The 20,906-nt window shown below is 54.3% G+C and carries 18 protein-coding genes; 13 read left to right on the top strand and 5 right to left on the bottom strand.

The annotated features are described in order from the left end of the window. Positions 1–222: 222 nt before the first annotated feature. The 6 genes from FOT55_RS24535 to FOT55_RS24510 are packed head-to-tail and all read left to right on the top strand — an operon-like array spanning position 223 to position 5,982. Positions 223–3,171 carry a phage tail tape measure protein gene (locus FOT55_RS24535; protein ID WP_147824149.1) on the top strand — a complete coding sequence of 983 codons (2,949 nt, stop codon included), beginning with the start codon at positions 223–225 and terminating at the stop codon, positions 3,169–3,171. Further along, the gene (locus FOT55_RS24530; RefSeq protein WP_060437584.1) at positions 3,168–3,503 is read left to right on the top strand and encodes a phage tail protein; all 336 of its coding nucleotides are present in this window, start codon (positions 3,168–3,170) and stop codon (positions 3,501–3,503) included. The genes FOT55_RS24535 and FOT55_RS24530 overlap by 4 nt, the downstream gene beginning before the upstream one ends. 8 nt (positions 3,504–3,511) lie before the next feature. Beyond that, positions 3,512–4,264 (top strand): phage minor tail protein L, encoded by a 753-nt coding sequence (locus FOT55_RS24525; RefSeq protein ID WP_049301621.1) that lies wholly within the window; start codon positions 3,512–3,514, stop codon positions 4,262–4,264. Positions 4,265–4,266: 2 nt separating this feature from the next. After that, entirely contained in the window at positions 4,267–4,983 is a 717-nt protein-coding gene (locus FOT55_RS24520; protein WP_147824148.1) for a C40 family peptidase, read from the top strand. A gap of 25 nt (positions 4,984–5,008) precedes the next feature. Further along, complete coding sequence (locus tag FOT55_RS24515; RefSeq protein ID WP_147824147.1) at positions 5,009–5,341, top strand: membrane lipoprotein lipid attachment site-containing protein; 333 nt, start codon at positions 5,009–5,011, stop codon at positions 5,339–5,341. A gap of 47 nt (positions 5,342–5,388) precedes the next feature. Next, positions 5,389–5,982, top strand: coding sequence for a tail assembly protein (locus FOT55_RS24510; RefSeq protein WP_147824237.1), 594 nt, complete (start codon positions 5,389–5,391; stop codon positions 5,980–5,982). 80 nt (positions 5,983–6,062) lie between these two features. On the opposite strand, the gene FOT55_RS24505 is transcribed toward FOT55_RS24510, so the two are convergent. After that, positions 6,063–6,329 carry a hypothetical protein gene (locus FOT55_RS24505; RefSeq protein ID WP_238476130.1) on the bottom strand — a complete coding sequence of 89 codons (267 nt, stop codon included), beginning with the start codon at positions 6,327–6,329 and terminating at the stop codon, positions 6,063–6,065. Between the two features lie 195 nt (positions 6,330–6,524). On the opposite strand from FOT55_RS24505, the gene FOT55_RS24500 reads away from it, so the two are divergent. The 4 genes from FOT55_RS24500 to FOT55_RS24485 are packed head-to-tail and all read left to right on the top strand — an operon-like array spanning position 6,525 to position 13,417. Continuing rightward, positions 6,525–9,740 (top strand): TipJ family phage tail tip protein, encoded by a 3,216-nt coding sequence (locus tag FOT55_RS24500; RefSeq protein WP_147824146.1) that lies wholly within the window; start codon positions 6,525–6,527, stop codon positions 9,738–9,740. Position 9,741: 1 nt separating this feature from the next. Further along, on the top strand, positions 9,742–10,731 hold the full coding sequence (locus FOT55_RS24495; RefSeq protein ID WP_147824145.1) for a DUF6453 family protein: 990 nt from the start codon (positions 9,742–9,744) through the stop codon (positions 10,729–10,731). Between the two features lie 49 nt (positions 10,732–10,780). Then, positions 10,781–11,938 (top strand): tail fiber domain-containing protein, encoded by a 1,158-nt coding sequence (locus tag FOT55_RS24490; RefSeq protein WP_147824144.1) that lies wholly within the window; start codon positions 10,781–10,783, stop codon positions 11,936–11,938. A gap of 3 nt (positions 11,939–11,941) precedes the next feature. After that, the gene (locus FOT55_RS24485; RefSeq protein WP_147824143.1) at positions 11,942–13,417 is read left to right on the top strand and encodes a phage tail fiber protein; all 1,476 of its coding nucleotides are present in this window, start codon (positions 11,942–11,944) and stop codon (positions 13,415–13,417) included. A 67-nt stretch (positions 13,418–13,484) separates the two neighbouring features. Here FOT55_RS24485 and FOT55_RS24480 read toward each other — a convergent pair whose 3' ends face one another. From FOT55_RS24480 to FOT55_RS24470, 3 genes are all read right to left on the bottom strand, one after another. Further along, positions 13,485–13,724, bottom strand: a complete 240-nt coding sequence (locus FOT55_RS24480) for a hypothetical protein (protein ID WP_043138150.1) — start codon at positions 13,722–13,724, stop codon at positions 13,485–13,487. Positions 13,725–14,061: 337 nt separating this feature from the next. Continuing rightward, the gene (locus FOT55_RS24475) at positions 14,062–15,606 is read right to left on the bottom strand and encodes a phosphoethanolamine transferase (RefSeq protein ID WP_222706561.1); all 1,545 of its coding nucleotides are present in this window, start codon (positions 15,604–15,606) and stop codon (positions 14,062–14,064) included. A 143-nt stretch (positions 15,607–15,749) separates the two neighbouring features. Then, positions 15,750–16,598, bottom strand: a complete 849-nt coding sequence (locus FOT55_RS24470; protein ID WP_016929788.1) for a MurR/RpiR family transcriptional regulator — start codon at positions 16,596–16,598, stop codon at positions 15,750–15,752. Between the two features lie 167 nt (positions 16,599–16,765). On the opposite strand from FOT55_RS24470, the gene murQ reads away from it, so the two are divergent. Genes murQ through yfhb form a run of 3 tightly spaced genes read left to right on the top strand, consistent with a single transcriptional unit; the run spans position 16,766 to position 19,705 of the window. After that, positions 16,766–17,659: an N-acetylmuramic acid 6-phosphate etherase gene (gene murQ, locus FOT55_RS24465; RefSeq protein WP_147824142.1), complete on the top strand. Its 894-nt coding sequence runs from the start codon at positions 16,766–16,768 to the stop codon at positions 17,657–17,659. A gap of 18 nt (positions 17,660–17,677) precedes the next feature. Beyond that, complete coding sequence (locus FOT55_RS24460) at positions 17,678–19,045, top strand: PTS transporter subunit EIIC (protein ID WP_025303939.1); 1,368 nt, start codon at positions 17,678–17,680, stop codon at positions 19,043–19,045. 3 nt (positions 19,046–19,048) lie between these two features. Beyond that, a complete protein-coding gene (yfhb, locus tag FOT55_RS24455; protein WP_043138142.1) occupies positions 19,049–19,705 on the top strand; it encodes a phosphatidylglycerophosphatase C in 657 nt (218 codons plus the stop codon). Positions 19,706–19,750: 45 nt separating this feature from the next. On the opposite strand, the gene FOT55_RS24450 is transcribed toward yfhb, so the two are convergent. Beyond that, the gene (locus tag FOT55_RS24450; protein ID WP_060434335.1) at positions 19,751–20,803 is read right to left on the bottom strand and encodes a DUF2157 domain-containing protein; all 1,053 of its coding nucleotides are present in this window, start codon (positions 20,801–20,803) and stop codon (positions 19,751–19,753) included. Positions 20,804–20,906: the final 103 nt, after the last annotated feature.

Genomic DNA, 20,906 nt, shown 5'->3' with positions numbered 1-20,906 from the left:
GTGGCTATGGCTGATCTATCAGTTGGCCGATCGCTTCGGTGAGCCTGACGTAAGAAAGATTGCAGCCCTCCCGGCCTCCATTATCCAGCACTGGGAGGCGTTCTATTCGCTGGTGGATAAGGCAACGTCCGATACTGCTACCCCACCCCCTGTCAATCTGTCAGCCCCTGTCGCATCTGATGTTGATGAACAGTGTGCTGCCGTTATGCGAGCGCTCATGTAATGGCCGATGTAGCTACTCTGACGGTAGCGCTGCACCTGAATTCCGCCAGTTTTAAATCTCAAATTGTCGATTCATTCAGAACGGCAGAAACCGCGTCAAAAAACTTCACGGGTAAGGCGCAGCAGGAAAGCCAGAAAACCACCGAAGCACTGACCCAGATAGGCAATCAGGCGAAGCGCACCGGCGGTCAGCTTAACTCGTTGAGTGGTGCGCTCAGCGCCAGTCAGGGCGGCTTCGAAGGGCTGCGAAGTGTGATCAGTGGCCTGGCCGGTGGGAGTAACATCGCAGTCAGCACGCTGGCCAATACGTTAATCCCGACGCTCGATCGCACTTTCATCGGCTTTAAGGGGCTGACCAGCGGCTGGGAAGCCCAACGCGAAGCGGCGAAAGCTGCTGCCCTTGAGTTTAACAAGGCGGCGCAGGGCCAGATTGAACAGGCGCAATCTGCACGCCAGCAAGCTCAGGCGCAGTTTGACGCGGCTAAGCGTACCCGTGAACAGGCTCAAGCATCCCGTGAGCAGGCTCAGGAAATGTCGCGCTTCTATGCGGCAAAAAATCAGGAAAACCAGCTCTACGGCCTTTCGGTCAGCTATCAAAAAGAGTATGCCGACATTCACCGCAAGGTGCGCGAGGCTGATCTTGCCGAGGTCAGCGCCAAGGAAAAAATGGCGCAGGCATCAAAAGCGGTGCTGGCGGCAGATATTGCCGAAGCCCAGGGCAAAACCAACCTGCTTTCCTCCCTGAACCAAATCAGCGCGGCCAACAAGGAGGTTTCCTTTACGGCGCGTGCGGCAGCGGTCAGCACTAACTTGATGAAAAGTGCGCTGGCTCTGCTGGGTGGCCCGGTAGGCTTAAGCATCATGGCGGCGGTTGCCGGTGCCACGGCATTGTATACCGCGTTCCAAAAAGGGGAGGCAGAGACCAAGGCATATACCGCAGCGCTTCAAAAGTCAGGGCTTCAGGCCATTATGACGGTGAATGATCTGCGCATGCTGACGATGACGCTCGGCGGAACAGAGAATGCGGTTAAGGCTGTCACCAGCGCCGCCGGCGCAGGATTCGGTGGCAATATGCTGTCGGACATCGCTGAAACTGGCACCCGGATGAACGAGCTGGGTATGTCATCCGATGATCTTGTTGCGACGCTATCAAGCCTGAGCGGTGAACCTCTAAAGGCAATGGAGGCGTTGACAAATCAGGGCGTTCAGCTCAACACCACGTTTATCGATCACATCGCCACGCTGTCCAGGCAGGGCAAAACCAGTGAAGCGACGGCGTTACTTCAGCAGAAATACCTTGATGATGTGAAAGCCAAAGTCACCGAGCAGGAGAACAGCGTCAGCGGTTTGGCGTCTATCTGGAAGTCGCTGAAAAATGAAGTGGCGTCCGCGTTCGATATCATCGGTCAGGCACACATGAAAACCGGCCAGGCGCAGGCACTGGCACAGGGCGTTAAGCTGGATATCAGCAACGATACCGCTAACGAGGTGAAGAAAACCAACGAAGAGCTGTACAAGCGGCGGCAGCAGGAACAGGAAGCCGCCCGGAAAGAGTTAAAGCTACAGAATGAAGTCTCCGCCGCGATTAAGGCGGGGGCTGATCCTAAAAAGGAACAGGCCCACCTAACGGGTATTGTGTCGGCGCAGTTTAAGGCCGGAAAACTGACGGCAGACGAATACGCGCAGGCGCTGAAAGGCATTAACAAGCAGTATGGCGCAAAGTCCAAAGGGGCTGCGTATAGCGATAGTGAAGGCGTAAGACGTCTGCAACAGTTGCAGCAACAATCCTCAGTGCTGCGCGCGCAGGCGCAAGATACCGACAAACTGACCGAATCGCAGAAAAAGCTGGTGGCCTTCGATCAGGAGATTGCAGGGCTTCAGGGTAAGAAGCTGACCGCCGGTCAAAAAAGCTTGTTGTCCATGCAAGACCAGATCAGGGCGCAATTAACCGAAAATGTGGCGCTGGAAAAGGCAAACCGCGAAAGGGAGATTGGCAAAAAACTGTTGGAACAAACCCGCAGTCTGGTGATGGAAACGGCCGCGAAACAGCAGGAGTACGCCAACCGTAATGCGCAGATGACCATGTCCACTGATGCCTACGATCAGATGGTGGCTGAGCAGCAAATCCGGCAGTCGTTCCAGCAACACCGCTTGCAGCTGGATAAGGAAGTGACGGACAAAACGTCCGAGCAGTACATGCAACAGACGGCCATTCTCGCCAGTGAGCAGCAACGCCAACTGGATATCGTGCGAAATGCCGCGCAGGAAAAAGCGGCTATCGAGGGCGATTACACCGCAGGGCTGAAAAAGGGAATGATGGACTGGTCAGCCAATGCCGGTAACGTTTATGGGCAGGTGAAAGACGCTACCACCCGAACATTTGACGGTATGACCGGCATGCTGACCAACTTCGTCACCACAGCCAAAGCCAGCTTTAACGACTTCGCCAAGTCTGTCCTGACCGATCTCGCCAGCATGATGATCAAGATGGCGATGTTCAACGCACTGAAAGCCGGAATGAACTTCTTTGCCCCCTCCGGCAATGACCCAGGGCAAGTACCGATGTTTGCCAACGCCAAAGGCGGCGTTTATTCGTCGCCGTCACTGAGTGCATACAGCGGGCAGATCGTCAGCAATCCCACCATGTTTGCGTTCGCCAAGGGTGCTGGCCTGATGGGCGAGGCTGGCCCAGAGGCGATCATGCCGCTCAAGCGTGGGGCAGACGGTTCGCTGGGTGTGCGGGCTAATGGGGTGATGGGTAACCAAACCCTGATCAACGTTGATATTACGCTTAACTCTGATGGTTCCAACCAGGTGCAGGCGACGAGCGGATTTGAATCTGCGGGTAATGATATCGCGAACTATGTCGATCAGCGCTTCCGTGTGTTGCTGAATAAGAGTCTGAGCCAGGGCGGAACACTTAACCGCGCAATCAAGGGGAGTCGATGAAATTAGAAACGTTCAATTTCCCGGCGCGGATTGGCACTACTGGTGAGATAGAGCCAGTGGTGAGAACGACGCAATTCGGAGACGGTTATGCGCAGAGTACCGGCGACGGTATCAACGCTGAGAAGGAAAGCTGGCCGCTTGTGTTTCTCGGCGTCTGGGATGAGATAAAGCCCATCGTTCAGTTTCTCCGCGAACATAAAGGATACCGTTCCTTTAAATGGAAAAACCCGATGTTTGAGCTTGGTCTCTATCAGGCTGGTAAATTCAGCGTGCAGGCCAGCGGCGCTTACTATTCCCTTTCCGTTACGTTTACCCGCGCCTACCATCCATAGGACAGAAAATGTCGATTATCACCGATCACCAGCGCCTTGAGCCTGGGAGTAAAGTGCGCCTGTTCGTCGTGGACGGCACAAAATTTAACGGGCCAGAGCTGTATTTCCACAGCCATACAATCCCCCACTCTGAAGATGAACTGGAAGCTGCCGGTGATGACCCCGGTAAGCTGCTGGCGAAGTCTATTTGGTGGCAGGGGCAGGAATACAAGCCGTGGCCTGTGAAGATAGAAGGGCTTGAGGTGACCAGCGACGGTTCAGCGCCAAGCCCTACACTGACCGTCAGTAATATCGACGGCACGATCGCCTCACTTTGCCTTTACTACCAGAACATGGCCAAGGCAAAGGTGACGATCCGGGACACCTACGCGCATTATCTTGATGCCCGTAATTTTCCCGAGGGCAACCCGGAAGCCGATCCTTCTCAGGAAGATATCGACGTTTGGTATATCGATCATAAGCTGAACGGCAACAACAAAGAAATTCAGTTTGCTCTGTCTTCACCCGCTGACCTTGAAGGGCTAATGATCCCGACGCGGCAAATCCACGGCCTCTGCACCTGGTGCATGCGTGGTCAGTATCGCGGTGCGTCGTGTGGGTACACCGGCAACAAATATTTTGATGCTGACGGCAATCCGACCGATGACCCGTCTAAGGATGAATGCTCTGGCCTGCTCTCTACGGGGTGCGAGCCGCGTTGGGGGAAAGGTAATCCGCTGCCGTTCGGCGGGTTTCCAGGCTCCGCATTGCTCAAGAGGTAATCATGCGAAAGCACATTATCAATGCGATCATGGCACACGCTGAAGCAGAGTATCCACGGGAATGCTGCGGGCTGGTGGTGCAGAACGGCAGGCGACAGCGTTATGTGCCGTGCCGTAATTTGGCCCCCGAGCCAACGGAACAATTCTGCATGGCACCTGAGGACTACGCCGAGGCAGAGGATAGCGGCGATATTGTCGCTATCGTTCATAGCCACCCGGATGCAACGACACAACCAAGCCACCTTGATCTTGCACAATGTGACTTGTCACAGCTGCCGTGGATTATCGCCAGCTGGCCGGAGGGCGATATTCGGCAGGTGATGCCCACGAATGGCATAAAACCGCTGTTGGGCCGCCCATTCGTGCATGGGTTCTGGGACTGTTACGCAATAGTGCGAGACTGGTATGCACTGGAGCGCAATATCTCACTCCCCAATTTTGAACGGGATGACGGCTGGTGGGAACGGGGTGAAAACCTCTACATGAAACATTACGGCGAGGCAGGGTTTGTACCGGCATCCGGTGAAATGCAGGTCGGCGACGTAATCATTATGCAGGTGCGCGCTGATGAACCGAATCACGCAGCGGTTTACCTGGGGGATGGCGTGATGATCCACCACATGTACGGACACATGAGCCAGCGCGTGCCGTATGGCGGTTACTGGCTGGCGCGGACGATCATCACTCTGCGGTACGATGGTAATCTGCTATCATCTTGAATCCTACATAAGAAGGGATTTCAAAATGCGGAAAATCATTTTAGCCATTGTTGCCACAGCTATTTTTTCTGGTTGTACAACTGGACAATTAGAAAATCAAAAACCTATCTTCTCATCGCATAGTAATAAGAGTCCAGAAAAATACACGAAATGCTTGGCACCCAAATGGCAGGATATAAACTCAACAGCCAGTGTAATAGAAACCGAAAATGGGTTTAGAATAACCACCCAAGGTTTAGGTGCATTATCTATGGCTACAATCGAGCCAGATGGTGCTGGCGGTTCAAATGTGAATGTATATGCGGTTTCCAGAGGGTTTAATAATCTTTGGGAAAGAGATGCCAAGGGGTGTTTGTAAAAAACGATAGCCCGCAGAACGCGGGTTATTATATTGCGGGGCTAACTATGCATAGTGAAAATAAGTATAGAACTGTAAGGCTGTACGGTGTGCTTGGCTCTAAATTTGGGCGTGTACATAGGCTGGTAATTGATACACCAAGAGAGGCGATAAAAGCGTTATCAGTTACCATTCCTGGCTTTGAGAGATTTTTACAAAGTGCAAGAGGCAGAGGGTTAACGTTTGCCGTATTTAATGGTAAAAGGAATATCGGCCTTGATGAAATTAAGTTCATAGGAAGTGAAGATATCCGAATAGCACCCGTGATTATAGGCAGTAAAAAAGCTGGTGTTTTCCAGACAATATTGGGAGCCGTATTAGTTGCTGTAGGGGCTATCGCGCAGTTTGGTTATGGGCAACCATGGGGAGCAAACGTAATGATGATGGGCGGAGCCATGATGCTGGGCGGTGTTGTCCAAATGCTTTCACCCATGCAAAACGGATTAGCCCGAAGGGAAGACCCGGACAATAAACCCAGCTACGCATTCGGAGGGCCGGTTAACACCATTGCTCAGGGAAACCCTGTTCCAATTGGCTACGGTAAGCGTCGCATTGGTGGTGCCATCATTTCAGCTGGTATCTATGCGGAGGATCAGCAATAATATGTCAGTAAATATAGTCATCTCATTATCAATGAATAATAAAACCATTGCCTTTTAAATTAGAAGGCAATGGCATTTTATTATTTTAAGAAAGGCTCTGCTTTATCTTGAGAGAAGATGACTTTAACAGGTGGCTGCATTAATTCATTTATGGCATATTTAATTGTTGGTTTTCCTCCCATTGTTATTTTATCTAGTTCGGAATTGATTTTTTCTCTTAATGCTTCGCTAAACTTCCCCTCTCCGCTTTGCTCGTCAAGCAACTCTACAATACTATGTAATAGGAAGTTAGCAGCAGTTTTTATCTTGTTGTTTTCTCTTTTTAACTCTTCAATCTGACGAGTCATGTTTTGTATTTGTCTTTCCAATTTAGTCTCCGCTCACAGAGTTAATCAGCCATCCCTCTGATTTAAAACGCTCATGCTTCTACATGGGCGGGCTGAGTCATTACAAGATAGTACCTTAAATTTATCAGTAAACCCTGATATTTGATCAGTGTATTCACTACGCCGCTTATCGCGGCTTTTTTTCATTGGTGCGATATGAGAAATGTAACGATAAAAGGTCGAAAAGGTGGAAGTAGCAACACTACAACCCCAACCGAATCGCCAGATTCCCTGCAATCCACCTCTTACGCAAAAATCCTTTTGGCGCTGGGTGAGGGGGAATGGGAGGGAGGACTGGACGGCACAAACATTTTTCTTGATGGCACGCCAATTGTTGCCGCTGATGGTACTCAAAACTTTCCAGGCGTGAAGTGGGAATTTCGCCCTGGCACACCCGATCAGGAATACATTCAAGGCATGCCTGATGTAGAGAATGAAATCACTGTCGGCACAGAGTTAACCAGTCAGACCCCGTGGGTTCGCTCATTGACGAACACCCAGCTGTCCGCTTTTCGTTTGCGCTTCTCATGGCAGCAGTTGCAGCAGCAGTTGGATAACGGTGATGTAGTAGGCTACCGGATCGAATATGCGATCGACGTTGCGACGGATGGCGGAGCGTATCAGGAGATGCTGAAGACCGCTATCGACGGCAAGACAACAACGAAGTATGAGCGCAGCCACCGCATCGACCTACCCAAAGCGATGACCGGCTGGCAGGTGCGTGTGCGGCGTCTGACCGCGAATAGCACCAGCAACCGCATCGCCGATAAAATGGTTACGGAGTCGATTACCGAGCTGATTGATGTGAAGTTGCGTTACCCAGAAACCGCATTGCTGTTTGTGCAGTTTGACGCAAAGCAGTTCCAGAACATCCCTGCGGTATCGTGTGAGCCAAAAATGGGCATCGTTCGGGTACCGACAACCTACGACCCGATCACCCGTTCATATACCGGCACATGGGACGGATCGTTCAAGTGGGCCTGGACAAATAACCCAGCGTGGGTTTTCTACGATCTTCTGATTAATGACCGATACAGCATCGGCGAGCGTATCAAAGCCGAAAATTTGGTGATGACGAAATTTGACTTGTACGCCATTGCTCAGTATTGCGATCAGTTGGTGCCTGATGGGCGAGGTGGTGATGGACTGGAGCCGCGTTTCTTGTGTGATGCCTATATCCAGTCGCAGGAAGAAGCCTGGACGGTTCTGCGTGATTTCGCCAACATCTTTCGTGGCATGACTTATTGGGCAAAGAACAGCATGAACGCGCTGGCCGATATGCCGCGCGATCTGGATTACACCTACACCCGCGCCAACGTGAAGGATGGGGAGTTTCGAGACTCCAGTGCCAGCGAGAAAACGCACTACAGCATGGCGATGGTCAGTTGGGCTGACCCCGCAAACGGCTATCAGGACGCAGTGGCGCCGGTGTTTGAAAATGCACTTATCCGCCGCTACAACATCAAGCAGGCTGACATTACGGCGATCGGTTGCACCCGCGAAACCGAAGCTATCCGCCGTGGCCGCTGGTTGCTGCTGACCAATGATAAAGATCGGGTGATTAATTTTACCGTAGGTATGGACGGTAACATTCCGTTGCCTGGTTATATCATCGGTGTGGCAGATGAAACGCTGGCTGGCAGACCGTTGGGCGGTCGCATCAGCGCTGTTTCTGGCCGCAATATTACCCTGGATCGGGAGTCATCGGCGGCAGTGGGTGAGCGCCTGATCGTTAACCTCCCATCGGGTAAGTCGCAAGCTCGCACGATTCAAGCGGTAAACGGGCGTATTGTTACGGTGACGACTGAATATAGCGAAGCGCCTGTGGCTGAATGCGTCTGGGCTGTTGATGCCTCCGATCTGGCGATTCAGCTATTCCGTGTTACCGGTGTTACAGAAAATGAAGATGGCGTGTCGTTTGATATTACAGCCATAGAGCATGACCCGAACAAATATGCGCGTATCGATACCGGCGCTCGCATCGAGGATCGCCCGATCACGGTCATCCCTCCGGGCGTGCAACCTCCGCCGAAGAATGTGGCAATCAGCAGCTTCTCAACTATCAACCAGAACATCGCGGTAACCACCCTGCGTGTAACCTGGGAACCGGCTGAGAGCGCTATTGCCTACGAGGCAGAATGGCGACGAGATAACGGAAATTGGATACCGGCAGCAAGAACATCAACGCAGGGGTTCGAAGTACCTGGCATTTATGCTGGCCGGTATCAGGCCCGCGTGCGCGCCATTAATGCGGCAGAGATTTCCAGTATCTGGGCGAATGCCCCGGAAACCTACCTGAAGGGGAAGGAAGGCAAGCCGCCGGTGCCGGTTGGCTTCAAGGCATCGCCTTTGTTATGGGGTATCCAGCTCGATTGGGGATTCCCTGACGGGGCCGAAGACACGCTGAAAACCGAAATTCAGTATGCGGACAACGCCGGCGGGAATAATGCGATGTTGCTGGCCGATATCCCATACCCTCTGCATACCCACACCATGACCGGCTTGAAGGCGGGACAGGAGTTCTGGTTCCGTGCCCGCCTGCAAGACCGCACCGGTAATCAGGGCGACTGGACAGGCTGGATTAAGGGACAATCCAACGCTAACGCCGGTGACTACCTAGAGAGCATCGGCGATGGTTTCCTGACGGATAAGGACGGTGACCGCCTCACTGGCGACATTGACACAAACATTGAGGCCATCATTCAGAACGCGCTGGCCAACAATGCGACGGTGGATCACCAGTATGCGCAGTTAGGCATGGTGCGTGCTGACATCCTCATCGTGAAAACCACGATAGCGGAAGTCGATCACGCCCTAGCAGAACTGTCCACGCAGGTACAGGCGCAGATTGACGACGTGACAGCGGTACTGGAGGACAAGCTGACGGCAACAGTTGATGCCGACGGCGCAACGGCAATCCACACGCTGAAAGCCGGTGTGAGGGTTAACGGCGTGTTCTACAACGCGGGCATGTCGATCGCCGTGCTGGCAGAAACCGGCAAACCCGTCATCACCCGTATCGGGTTCAACGCCAATCAGTTCGTGTTGATGAGCGGCAGCGGCGACACGCAATACTCGCCGTTTGCTGTGATTAACGGCCAGGTGTTTATCAGCGATGCGTTCATTCAGAACGCCTCTATCACGTCGGCAAAAATTGCGGATGCGGCAATCACAAACGCCAAAATCAGCGGCTTTATTCAGTCCGACAATTTCAGCGCAACTAGCGGCTGGCGGATGGATAAAAGCGGCGCAGGGGCTGGACAAATCCAGATTAACGGCGGCGACGGTAACGGGCGCATGGAGATACGCGGCGACCAGATCAATGTTTATGACGCTGGCGGTAATCTGCGGGTGAGAATGGGGAGGTTGTAGCGTGGCGTTTGGCCTATGGATGAATGGCAAAGAGCTGGCGGCGGTTAATAGCATTTCACTATTAGCCAACGATAAAGAACCCTGGGCGGATGGCAATAAACAAAAGATTTATACTCCGCCTGATTACGTCGCTGGGAACCCGGTATTTCTGGTTGGTCAGACCGGGTATATATTCGGCAGTCAGACAACCCCCCCGTCTTACGGTGGGGTTACTGGATGGCGAACCGATGGGAGTAGGATAATTGTTGATTTTACCAATGCAAATCAGCCGGCCTTCTTTACCGAGTTCAGCATATACCAGGTTCAACCGCCACAATCAGTTTCCGGCACGTATGGAATAATGATTCAAAACTCGGTGGACTGGATGAGCATTACCAGTTCGTCCAGGCTGGGTTTTGTTGCCTGGAAAGGGGAAGTGACGATTAACGGAAAATGGACATTGCCAGTCGTTCAAAATGATAACACCAAGGTTGTCTTTGTACGTTGCGATGACCCCGGCGTTTCTATTTACCATGCTGTGCAATATAACGAATTAACGGTATCGCGTGATAATGGTTCGGGGGAAGCGGTGTTAACCACTGCCAATGTGAAAGTGGTCATTATGAACAGCGGTTATTACCCACCGACACCACGCGGTTACGGAATGGTGATTAAGAACGCCGCCGGTAATAATACATTCACCAGCGATACAGAGCCGTTAGTCTGGGATGGTCGCTCGGTTAATGTCGGCAGGAACCCAGAGGATTTGGTCGATACGGGGATAGCCAGGCCAATGATCCCCCTGGCCGTTAATGCATTTATGCGCGGCGATTCTCAAGGTAGCGGCGGGGTTTATAACTACTACAGCTGCGGCTATCGGTTTAACGGCAGCGCCGTCCAATTCTGGCGTTCTGAATCAGGGAGAAAAATACAGACCCAGTGGAATACATCAAACCGATGGTACTCGTCACAGATGCCGCTCATGGTTATAAACGCAGACCATTACTTCTAACAACCGGCCACTGAGCCGGTTTTTTTATGCAACGATTTAGGAGAGCATCATGCCCGCAGGCACTCTTACCCTAACGAACAACTCCGCCGTAGTGAAAGGGACGGGGACGGCATTCAATACCGAGCTGAAAGCCGGTGATTTCATCGTGAGCGTTGTCGGCGGCGTCACCTATACGCTACCGGTGAAAATCGTTGATAGCGCCACACAGGCGACGCTGATTAAAGCCTATGACGGCCCAACGCAGGCGGGCGCGGCATGGTATGCCGTACCGCGCGACGCGATGAACACCATCACCGCTCAGCTGGCCGCAGAGACGGCGAAAGCGCTACGCGGATTGAACCTTGATAAAAACAACTGGCAACAGGTATTCAGCGGCACTGGAAACATTACGGTGACGTTACCTGACGGCAGCACGTTTACCGGCCCTGCATGGAACAGTTTCATATCTGAATTGAATTTGAAGGCGGATAAAACAGAGGTCAATAAAAAGGCCAATAAAAGCGACCTCGGTAACTCGGCTTCTCGTGATGTTGGCGTGAAGGAAGGAACTGTTGCTGCGGGAGACGACGCCCGGATTACTAAATCTCTAAAAGCAGGGGAGTTCAATAGTGTAGAGCTTTATAACCAAGGCGCCAGGTCGCAGCAGAATATCGATTTTTATCAGTGGAATGGTGCCGGTACATCGCTAAAATCACGAATAGGATTATCGTCTGATGCTACTGGCTTTACATATATGGCGTTTATGGCCAACCGACCTGTGGCCGGATCATCGATGGATATCGCATTTTCCATTAATGGGAACACAAAAGTTGTTACAACGGAAAGCGAATATACTCTGGCGGAACATGGCGCGCGAGTTTATTCCCCAAGAAATCCGGGCGGCTCTTGCGATATAAAGTTCAAGGAAAATGTTGTACCTGCCCCGGATAATTACGCACTTTCCATTGTGGAAAAAATGAATTTTGTAAGCTTTGAATATACGCAAGATGCTCCGAACGCGCCTGATAAAATGAGTTCAAGTTGTGGCCTTATTGCGCAAGAGTTGGAGTTAATCTCTGATGAGCTTACAAGAAAGACAATTGGCAGTGATTCATACAAATATCCAGATGTTCAAAATCTTTTGAATCTTGCACTTAAGGCTATTCAAGAGCAGGGGAGATTAATCTCCCGCCTTAAAGATGACTTGAGTTTACTGAAGGAGAAATAAATAATGGTATTAATCAGCGGCGTACTAAAGGGACCTTACGGCGATTCACGTTCTGGCGTAACGATTACGATGCGCTCAATGAAAACTTCTTCCACGGTGTTGAATTTAGCGAAGTCTCAATCTGTCACCGATGATACGGGCCGGTACTCATTAAATGTTGAACCAGGCTCCTATGAAGTCATTGTGTCAGTTTATGGCGCACAGCCTGAACGTGTAGGCACAATAGAGGTTTATACTGACTCCCTACCCGGTACACTCAATGATTTCCTGCGCCGTCCAGGTGAAAGTGATGTTACCCCTGAAATTGTTCAAACTGTCGATGCTATGCGTGTTGACGCAGCAAAGTCTGCGGCAGCAGCCAAGGTGAGCGAAGAGAATTCAGAACGAAATGTACTGCCTGTTACATCAGCAGGATTTGGTGTTGGTCCTCGCAGTGCAGATGACATTTTTTCACCCAAGAACATTTCATCCATCGGCCGGTTTACTGGGACGACAACTAACGCACCGTCTACAGTGCTAGGCTCATTCGTTGCACTACCAATGGACGGTGGCCCAACTTGCGGATATATCGGCCTCACATTGAATCGGGGGCTGTATGTTGGCCGTTCCAACAGCACATCAAACAAAACCATTGAATGGAAAAAAGTTTTCACTGAAGAGTACGGGCCAAAGGTTACAGATATTCCGACGTTGAAGGACTGGGGTATCAGCTTAGGTGGTACTGCTGCGAATAAAGGAAACTTCAATGCGCAAATGCAAAGTCGCAGGGGGTATGTTGCTACCGATCCGATCGGTAATCCCTTCCGAGATACCGGAACTTATTTTCTTGATACGCGCTCTTGGGCTGTAACGCAGACGGGCAGCGATGACAGCTATCGAACTGTGCAGACCTGTTACGGGTATGGGGCAAGTGGTGCGCAGGTAGGTAAAATTGCTGTTCGTAGTTGGAACGGCACGACGTTTACCCCTTGGTTTTGGATGTGGTCTGAGGCGAACACCACGGTAGACAGCAACGGTTTCATCAAAAAAGCCTCTCCGATCGCTAGGCTGTCCGGCACCCCAGAAGCGATGCAAGACGACTATTTGTCCGGTGGCTTTACTCCATCCGGATTTGTGGCTGTCAACGGTGAGGCGGAAGGAGTATCCGCTGATCGTATTTCAGTGGGCGTTTACAAAGTCACCGGCGCATTAGGTTTTGCGGAAGAGGGCTGGAACATCGAAGTACCCCAGGACGTGAACGGTAACCGCTTGTGCTTTGTCGCAGCTAACACCGGCAAGGATGGCACAATCTATGTGAAGGTCAGCAAGCGCCGCTTTGACATCGACACTGCCGCAATTGTGGCCGGGGAGCCGATGGATATTCCTGCAGGACGTTGGATCGATCTGCGCCTGGAAATGCCTGTGAGCGAGGTTGAAGAAGCGCCGGAAGCACTCGAGGAAACCGCGGCTCTTGAAAATGTGAACGTTGACCCTATCTAAAATTCGCTGCCCCGACGTCGGCCTCGTAGTGTTCAGTCAGGTTGAACATCGGCAGGGGCAGCACCTATCACTTGTAAAGCACATCAAAATTAAAAGCTATGGCCGCATCAACGGCTTTACCCTGAGTCTGAAACGGCACATCTGATACGAGCGGCCAGCGCCCTTTATGCCACACATAAAGCCAGTACTGGCCTTCCTCGTCTTCGCGAATTGCGAACATCGGAGGGCTGTTCTGCTGTGGTTCTGGGTATCTGTCGTTCTCATTGAGAACGAAAATCTGCCGCCCGGCTAGGGTGATGCTACCCATAGATGTCACCTCTATATCTGGGTACATATACAGAATTATCTGGATGGATTATGCGTTTTGGCAAGTTGGACAACACAATGATTAAGCGATTTTGTGTTGCGGGGTAGGTATCGATAGGAGGATGACGATAAAATTAAAGGAACGCAAACAATAACACATTAAAGCAACTTGCTGATTAACAAGAGAATTAAATCAATGCTCGCACATGTCGCAGTTGATGCATTTCTTGGTAATCAGCAGTGCCATTGTCAGTTATCTTTCCATCGGTGTGCTCGGGCTGGCGCGCAATCTATCATAGAATCGCCGCGCAACGGGCACTTTTTCGTCATCTTACCGCTTAGGGTAACTCAGGCGGATCGTCAGCCAACTGATCGAAATCAACCATTCTCTGCCCGTCAAACACCCAGCGTTTATCTGCATCTGCGATACGTATCGTAGGCATCACTTCGGGATGGGCAATCCGTATTCCCGCCTCTTGGGCAAACAACCCGATAAAATCGAACGCGCTTAAGGGATCATCAATGATCTGGTGCTGTTGGTCGCGATCGCTCAGCACCAGCAACGGCACCTGGTAATTCTGCCGGGTATCGCCGCTGTGGCGTAAAGAACGCCCACCGCCGATATCCTTGTGGGAAAGGCCGTGATCGGAGAAATAGAACAGTTTAAACGGTGTGCCGGTCTGTTTCAGGCTGTGATAAACCTGCTCGATAAAACGGTCGGTCTTGCGGTAGGTAGAGAGATAGCAGGCCAGTTCCTTATTCGGCGACTCGACGCTCGGCGGTTCGCCGTTAAGCCGCTCGCAAAAGTCGGCGTGCGAGCCCATCAGATGCAGCACATACAGATTGCCTTGTCCCTGGCGACGCAATAATGGGTCAAATATCGGCAGCAGCGCATCGTCATCGGTATTGCGCGATTGGAAGTCGCCTTTCTTCAGGAAATAATGGCTATCGCTGAACATGGCGATTTTTGATACCGGCGTATCGAATTGTCCGAACATGCCCTGATTGGACAGCCAGTGGGTTTTGAGACCGGCGGCTTTTGCCAGGGTGATGATATTATCTCCGATGGCAATGTTGTGGCCGTTGCTCAAAGCCAGCGTGCGAGGAAGCGATTCGAACGTATTTGGCGCAGTGGAAATATAATTGCTGTAAAATCGTCCATTGGCATTATCCAGAAACGGCGTAGTGGACACCGGATAATCAAATAAGGACATATGATCATTGCGCATACTTTCGCCGACGATAATGACATAGTTTTCATTCGTCGGTGCGCCTGCGGTTATTGACCAAGTATCTGGTGTTGTAGCACCGGCACTTAATTCATCAACCTGCTGTTGGTATTGATGGTAAGCCGAGTAGAGGGATAAAAAGAAGTCAGGCAATTTAAGATTCGCCACACCGCCATTGAAGGCTCTGGCGATAATGATAACCATCAGCAGGGCTAGTAAGGGAAGTATAGTTTTTTTTGAAATGGCTTGCCGCCAAATAAATAGGCCGAGAATGGCCAGCATAACCAGAATGGCGGCGGGCAGCAGATAACAACTGGCCGGCAGGGTCTGCAAAAACTCCCTCGCTTCTATGAGGTTGGTTTGCAACAGGGCGGACATCACGGCAGCGGAAGGGGTACCGTAAATGGCCCCGACCGGCGCATACAGCGCGCACAGCAGAATAAACGGAATAATCAGGCCGTATCGGGTAAGCGAATGGATAGATAATAATAGCAAAGTAAGCGCAATAAAAAGAATATCAATACCTTTTCCACCGCTGTATCCCATCGCCTTGATTAGAATCAATGCAGTAATGACATAGAGCAAAAAGGTACGCAGAATCGGATGCATCACGGAATGCCGTAACTTATCTAAAATAAAAGTGTGTGTATTCATAATGGTATCGTTAAATAATGCTGTCCATGCACGCCCAATTATTGATCGATAATTGAGTAGGTCATCGCCCGCACATTATTTTTCGAATGCAGAGAAGGGAAATAATTGAACTGGCGGCGTTTTATCGGCCGCCATTATACGCGTCAAACCAACTTTTTCATTAACTGTTCGCTGTGCTTGATGCGATCGCGGGCATGATCGAGATCGTGCTGGATCAATGCCATAAACAGCAGGTCGGTGAGGGCGAACTGGGCGGTGCTGGAGGAGATGGCCGCGCTGCGGGTATGGGGCTCTTCGGCGATGGTATAGAGACAGTGGTCCGCGCGCTGCTGCAGACCATTGGGCGAGAAGCTGGTCAGCGCCAACACCCTGGCGCCGGCCTGGCGCGCCTCTTCCGCTGCCAGATTGATTTCACGCCGTTCGCCGCTGAAGGAGATAGCCAGCAGCAGATCGCGTTTGTCCAGCGCCTGCACCGCCGCCAGCTGGACGTGCATGTCCGCTTCGGCCACCGCCATCACGCCGATTTTCAGCAGCTTGAAGGAAAAATCCTTGGCCACCAGCCCGGAGGCGCCGATGCCGATCAGCATCACCCGGCGCGCCTGGCGCAGCATGTCCAGCGCCTGATGCAGCCGTTCTTCGCTGTTGATGTCCAGCGTCGCGCGCAGCGCCGCCTGCTTTTCCGCCAATAGCTTTTCACCGACGGTTTTCAGCGTGTCGCTGCTGAGGATGTGGTTGTGGACGGTCACTACCGGTTCGGCCTGCGGCTGGGCCAGCGTTTCGCTCAGCGCCAGCTTCAGCGCCGGGAAACCTTTATAGCCCAGTTTTTGGGCGAACTTGACCACGCTCGACTGGCTGATGCCGGCCAACTGGGCCAGCTTTTGCGAGCTGAGATGGCGCGCCTGCTCGGCGTTATTCAGCAGAAAGTCCGCCAGCTTGCGGTCGTTTTGCGCCAGTGTCGGATACATCTGGCGAATGCGCAGAAGGGTACTCATTGTTCTTTCCCTGGAAACCAGCGGCCATTTTGCCATGCAGAGGGCGAAAACGCGCGGTGAAAATTTTTGTGAGCTCGTCGTTAAAATAGCAAATAGCGCTCGCTTTGTTGAATAAAATATTCAAATATTGATTTAATTTTGTGAATTAAAAATTCAAAGGTGAACAGATGAACTTAGGCGCACTGGTATCGGAAACCCGCAACCCGGCCACTATGGGGCTGGATGAGATGTCGACGTTGGACATGGTCCGCTGCTTTAACCAGGAAGACCGCAAGGTGCCGGAGGCGATTGAAAAAGTGCTGCCGGCGATTGCGCAGGCGGTCGATTTGGCCGCGGCGGCGCTGAAGGCCGGCGGCCGGCTGATTTATTTGGGCGCCGGCACCAGCGGCCGCCTGGGCGTATTGGATGCCTCCGAGTGCCCGCCGACCTTCGGCGTGCCGCACGGCGTGGTGGTGGGGCTGATCGCCGGCGGACCGGGCGCGCTGCTCAAAGCGGTGGAGGGGGCGGAAGACGACGAGGCCCTGGGCGAAGCCGATCTCCGGGCGCTGAACCTCACCGCCGTCGATATGGTGGTGGGGTTGGCGGCCTCGGGGCGCACGCCCTACGTGATCGGCGCCCTGCGCTATGCGCGCGGGCTGGGCTGCCCGACGGCGGCCATCTCCTGCAACCCGGATTCGCCGATTGCGCACGAAGCGCAGGTGGCGATTTCGCCGGTGGTGGGGCCAGAGGCGCTGACCGGTTCGACGCGCCTGAAATCCGGCACCGCGCAGAAACTGGTGCTCAACATGCTGTCGACCGGCGCGATGGTCAAGCTGGGTAAGGTCTACCAGAACCTGATGGTGGACGTGAAGGCCACCAACGTCAAACTGGTGGATCGCGCCTGCCGCATCGTGGTGGAGGCCACCGGTGCAGAACGCGCTCAGGCGGAGGCGGCGCTGGCGCAGACCGGCTTTGAGGTCAAACCGGCGATCCTGATGATTTTAGCCGGCGTCAGCGCCGATGAGGCGCAGCAGCGGCTGCAGCGGCACGACGGCTACCTGCGCGCGGCGTTGGCGCGTTAATTCACGGTGGGGGTGGCGATGGACAAGACAACGGCATTGGCGACACAGATCTTGGCGGGTGTGGGGGGCGAGGGCAATATCCTCAAACTGGAGAACTGCATGACGCGGGTGCGCGTTGAGGTCAGCGACGAGCAGCGTCTGGACCTGGCCGCCCTCAAGCAGCTGCCCGGCGTGAAAGGCTATATCAAACAGGGTGAGCAGCATCAGTTTATCGTCGGCCCGGGCGCCGCCGCCAAGGTGGTGGACGCCATGCGCGGGCTGTTGAGCGGCAATGCACAGCCCGCTGCCGCCGTCGGTGATGCGGCGCGCACCAAGGCGCAGGCTAAGCAAAAATACGCTGCGCCGATGAGCGGCGCGCTGAAAAAGCTGGCCGATGTCTTTATTCCGCTGATCCCGGCGTTTATCGCCTCGGGGCTGATCACCGGCATCATCAACCTGCTGAAACGGCCCGACATCGCCGGTCAGTTGGCCGTGGACTACCCGAACGTGCTGGGGCTGCTGGCGATATTCGGCAGCGCGGTATTCGCCATCATGAACATTCTGGTTGGGGTGAACGCCGCGCGGGTGTTCGGCGGCTCACAGGCGATGGGCGGCGTGATGGCCGGGATCCTCTCCAGCCCTGCGCTGGCGCAGATCACGTTGTTCGGCGAGGCGCTGCAGCCGGGGCGCGGCGGGGTGATCGCCGTGCTGCTGGTGGTGGCGTTGATGTGCTGGGTGGAGAAACGCCTGCGTACGCTGTTGCCGGAGTCGGTCGAACTGATCCTTAACCCACTGCTGACCACGCTGGTCACCGCCTCGTTGGCGATCCTGATCCTGCAGCCGGTCGGGGGGGTTATTTCCGATGCCATCGCCCACGGCGCCAATCTGGCGATCGACAAGGGCGGGCTGCTTGTCGGGGCGCTGCTCTCGGGGCTGTTCCTGCCGCTGGTGCTCTCCGGCCTGCATCAGGGGCTGGTGCCGATCCACGTCGAGCTGGTGCAGGCGCACGGTTCCAACCCGCTGCTGCCGATCCTGGCGATGGCCGGCGTCGGTCAGGTGGGGGCGGCGCTGGCGGTGCTGTTGAAAACCCGCAATGCGCGGCTGAAGAAGGTGATCAAAGGGGCGTTGCCGGTCGGCATTCTCGGCATCGGCGAGCCGCTGATCTTCGGGGTGACGCTGCCGCTGGGGCGGCCGTTTATCGGCGCCTGCCTCGGCGGTGCGGTCGGCGGCGCGCTGATCAGCTACTGGAAGGTGGCGACGGTCATCACCTTCGGCATTTCGGGGCTGCCTTTGGCGTTGACCATCGTCTCAGGTAAGGTGATGTTGTATCTGGCGGGGATGCTGATTACGATTATCGCCGGTTTTCTCTTCACCTGGATGATGGGGTTCAACGATCCCGAGGAGTAGCGTTTGAGCGACAAGCAGCAACCATCGGCCGCAGAAGGGCGCCGCGTGGTCTTTTTCGATCTGGACGGCACTCTGCATCAGGAGGATATGTTCGGCAGTTTCTTGCGCTTCCTGCTGCGCCGTTTACCGCTGAATCTGCTGCTGGTGATACCGCTGTTGCCATTGATTGGCCTGGCGCTGTTGCTGCTGGGGCGCGCCGCGCGCTGGCCGATGAGCCTGTTGCTGTGGGCGATCACCTTCGGGCGCTCCGAAGCGACGCTGAAGGCGTTGGAGCGGCAGTTTATCGAGGTTTTCCGCCAGAAGGTGACCGCGTTTCCGGTGGTGCAAATGCGCTTGCGGCAGTATTTGGATGAGCACGATGCCGAGGTGTGGCTGATTACCGGCTCGCCGGAGCAACTGGTGGCGCAGGTCTATCGGGATTCGGCGTTTCTGCCGCGGGTGCGATTGGTCGGCAGCCGCATCGCGCGCCGCTATGGCGGCTGGGTGCTGACCTTGCGCTGTCTGGGCGTACAAAAAGTGGTGCAGCTGGAGCAACGGCTCGGTGCGCCGCTGAAGCTGTACAGCGGTTACAGCGACAGCAAGCAGGATAACCCGCTGCTGTTTTTTTGCGAACACCGCTGGCGGGTAAGCAAGCAGGGCGAGCTGCAGCAGCTGGAATAAACAAAGGGCGGAGAATTCCGCCCTTTGCTGTTATCGCTACCGCGATCAGTCGTCGGTTACGTCGTGCGGTTTGCGCCCCAGTTGCCAAATCTTCTCCGCATAATGCCCCAACGCCCACAGGCTCAGGCCGAGCAGCGCGAAGAAAATCGCCTTCGGCATGCTGTCCCAGAAAAACTCGAACAGGCGGGTATAGAGGTTGATGCCGAGGAATGTCAGCCCGAAACCGCGCAGCATGGCGTCGTCATGCTTCAACCCCAGCCAGATGGCGGCGAGGGCGGCCAGCCCGAACAGCAGGCTCCAGTGGAACAGCTCAATCTGGCGCGCGCGGTACCAGCTGTCGAGATCGCCGTAGTTGCCAAAGATGGATAGCAGCCACAGCGCGATAAACAGGTACAGCAGGCCCATCGCCAGCGACACCCGCTGCAGGCCGCGCTGCGCCAACAGCGGCCGCAGCAGCAACGCGGCGGCGATCAGCACTGCACCAAAGGCGATAAAGCGAATCGGGTAGCTCATGCCGAGCCAGTAGGCCCCCCAACCGGACAGGTAACCGGTCTCGGCGCCGAAGGCGTTGCCGAGCGACAGCAGGGCGAACCACCACACCAGCCCGGAGCGGCTGAACCAGCCGATCGCGCCGTACAGCAGCGCGGCGAACAGCAGCAGCACGGAAACCCGGCCGCTGCCGTTATCCAGCCAGACCCCCAGCTGCCATAAGGCGCAGGCGGTAAGCAACACGGCGACAAACAGCGCCGCCTCGTTGCCGTAGCGTTTTTCCGGGTGGCGCCGGCGGCGACGCAGCGCCCAGACGTAGGCCAGCGCCGCCAGTACGCCGGCGATCGCCATGCGCACCGGCGCGTCGAAGCGGAACAGTCCGCTGAGCCATGCAAGCAGTTCGCTGTCGGCGAACAGGCTGGTGACGGCGATCAGCAGCGAGGCCAGCGCGGCGAGAAACGCATAGCGCGCCAGCCGCCGCCAGTCGAAAGGCTGCACGTCCACATGCTGCAGCAGTTGCTGCCGTTGTTCGGGCGTCAAGGCGCCTTCCCCAACCCAGCCGTCCAGCGCCTTGCGCACCACGGTGGCGTTCTTTTTACTGAGTTTCATGTTTCTTGTCCCTGAATCACACGCTGATTTGGCCAGTATAGCCATTGGCGGGCGGCTACGACAAAGGGAGGCTAGTGTGTATAATGCCCGCCGCAAAAGCGCA

Origin of the sequence: Serratia bockelmannii (genome assembly GCF_008011855.1) — a bacterium.
Classification (GTDB): domain Bacteria; phylum Pseudomonadota; class Gammaproteobacteria; order Enterobacterales; family Enterobacteriaceae; genus Serratia; species Serratia bockelmannii.
Note: the sequence above shows the minus strand (reverse complement) of the source record. Positions and strands in the feature narration are given on the sequence as shown.

Bases quoted from the DNA above. Each gene is read 5' to 3' on its own strand.
- FOT55_RS24535 (WP_147824149.1), top strand. From the start codon at position 223: ATGGCCGATGTAGCTACTCTGACGGTAGCGCTGCACCTGAATTCCGCC.
- FOT55_RS24530 (WP_060437584.1), top strand. From the start codon at position 3,168: ATGAAATTAGAAACGTTCAATTTCCCGGCGCGGATTGGCACTACTGGT.
- FOT55_RS24525 (WP_049301621.1), top strand. From the start codon at position 3,512: ATGTCGATTATCACCGATCACCAGCGCCTTGAGCCTGGGAGTAAAGTG.
- FOT55_RS24520 (WP_147824148.1), top strand. From the start codon at position 4,267: ATGCGAAAGCACATTATCAATGCGATCATGGCACACGCTGAAGCAGAG.
- FOT55_RS24515 (WP_147824147.1), top strand. From the start codon at position 5,009: ATGCGGAAAATCATTTTAGCCATTGTTGCCACAGCTATTTTTTCTGGT.
- FOT55_RS24510 (WP_147824237.1), top strand. From the start codon at position 5,389: ATGCATAGTGAAAATAAGTATAGAACTGTAAGGCTGTACGGTGTGCTT.
- FOT55_RS24505 (WP_238476130.1), bottom strand. From the start codon at position 6,329: ATGACTCGTCAGATTGAAGAGTTAAAAAGAGAAAACAACAAGATAAAA.
- FOT55_RS24500 (WP_147824146.1), top strand. From the start codon at position 6,525: ATGAGAAATGTAACGATAAAAGGTCGAAAAGGTGGAAGTAGCAACACT.
- FOT55_RS24490 (WP_147824144.1), top strand. From the start codon at position 10,781: ATGCCCGCAGGCACTCTTACCCTAACGAACAACTCCGCCGTAGTGAAA.
- FOT55_RS24485 (WP_147824143.1), top strand. From the start codon at position 11,942: ATGGTATTAATCAGCGGCGTACTAAAGGGACCTTACGGCGATTCACGT.
- FOT55_RS24480 (WP_043138150.1), bottom strand. From the start codon at position 13,724: ATGGGTAGCATCACCCTAGCCGGGCGGCAGATTTTCGTTCTCAATGAG.
- FOT55_RS24475 (WP_222706561.1), bottom strand. From the start codon at position 15,606: ATGAATACACACACTTTTATTTTAGATAAGTTACGGCATTCCGTGATG.
- FOT55_RS24470 (WP_016929788.1), bottom strand. From the start codon at position 16,598: ATGAGTACCCTTCTGCGCATTCGCCAGATGTATCCGACACTGGCGCAA.
- murQ (WP_147824142.1), top strand. From the start codon at position 16,766: ATGAACTTAGGCGCACTGGTATCGGAAACCCGCAACCCGGCCACTATG.
- FOT55_RS24460 (WP_025303939.1), top strand. From the start codon at position 17,678: ATGGACAAGACAACGGCATTGGCGACACAGATCTTGGCGGGTGTGGGG.
- FOT55_RS24450 (WP_060434335.1), bottom strand. From the start codon at position 20,803: ATGAAACTCAGTAAAAAGAACGCCACCGTGGTGCGCAAGGCGCTGGAC.